At 58.9% G+C, this 1,426-nt stretch carries 1 protein-coding gene and 1 pseudogene; both read left to right on the forward strand.

Annotation, left to right across the window (positions count from 1 at the left end; genetic code table 11):
- The coding region (qatB, locus tag AAFM15_RS10900; protein WP_341686739.1) for a Qat anti-phage system associated protein QatB at positions 1 to 554 on the forward strand (554 nt) is incomplete at its 5' end.
- 68 nt (positions 555 to 622) lie between these two features.
- Positions 623 to 1,426, forward strand: a pseudogene (locus AAFM15_RS10905) (hypothetical protein); the annotation flags it as partial.

Consider the following 1,426-nt stretch of genomic DNA (forward strand, 5'->3'; position numbering starts at 1 on the left):
GCGCTGCATCGACTCGAATGCGCGCTTCGACGCGAGGAGGGGCAGAACTCTTCTCGTTCCTCAACGCTGTCAGCCAAGGTACGTCGGCTGAGGCTCGCCAGTGGGTGCAGGACCTCCAGGGCAAAAATCCGACGGCCGATGAGGTGGTGGATTCCATCGTACGTGAGCTCTCGCCACTAGGTGGGAGTGCCGATGAAGAGGCTCTTCGTGACTCCATGGCGTCAGCATTGACCGAACTCGTCATTGAGAAACCGGACATCGACCTCATGCACATGCAAACGTCTGACATCTGGGAACTGATGAAAAGCTACCTCGCGTTTGAGGTGACGCACAGGCTCTGCTTCGACCTTGGCCCTCTCTTGGAAAGCGCGAAGGTCGACCCTGTCACAGCGGTACAGCGCGAGCGTGACATGCGGATTTTCATCAAGGAAGAGATTGGCGCGCACCTCGACCTGCTACGAGATTCGAAGCCGAATCCATCGCGTTCAGACCTTGACGCTATTTTTCAGGAGACCCTGAAGATGACCTTCGAACTCTTCGAGGCCGGCCTATGACGCGCGTGTTCTGCGGTCCGAAAGACCACATACCTAAGCAGAGAGCGGCTGGAGTCGAGTACGTCTCGATGTACGAACATGATGGGCTGCCCGACGTCAGCACGGTGGGAACGGCGCTCATCAAGGACATCGTCGCCTCTGGCGTTGCTCCAAGTTCCAGCAGCTGGGATTTCCTAACGTTGGCGTTGGCGGTCAACGCGGCGGACAATGTCCTTGAGCGGGCACCGAGTCCCGACGGTTGGACCCGGCAGATAGAGCTGGAGGTAGTACTTTACAAGCCTGAGGCGTACCAAGCGCTTGCCAAAGATATTGAGCACGCGTTGCGGTTCCTGACTGGTGACTTCTGGAGGCTGACCTTTGTCGAAGGAGGCTATCCACCACCGCGGCCAAAGGCGCCAGTCAGCTTTGACGCAGACTGCGTTTGCTTGCTTTCAGGAGGCCTGGACAGCCTGATCGGGGCACTCAACCTCACTGAGGAGGGTCGTCAGCCCCTGCTGGTGTCGCAAACGGCAAAGGGTGACAAGGAGACGCAGAGCCTCTTTGCGACGGGGCTTGGCGGGACCGAGCGGCATTTGCAGTGGAACCAAAACATCCGTCCGAAGGTAGAGGACATCGAAGGTTCGACACGCGGGCGTTCCATCGGTTTTTTTGCCTTCGCTGCTGTCGCCGCTGACCACCTTGCAGCGGTGCGTCCCGACCTGGCCACGCCTGTCGAGGTGTTTGTTCCCGAGAATGGCCTCATCAGCCTGAACGTGCCTCTCAATCCTGGGCGAGTGGGCAGCTTGAGCACGAAGACCACGCATCCGGTGTTCATGGAGCGCCTGCAGAAGTTGTGGGACGCACTTGGCATTCCCGCTGTACTTCGTCTGCCG

The organism is Limnohabitans sp. (genome assembly GCF_038134685.1).
GTDB lineage: Bacteria > Pseudomonadota > Gammaproteobacteria > Burkholderiales > Burkholderiaceae_C > Limnohabitans_A.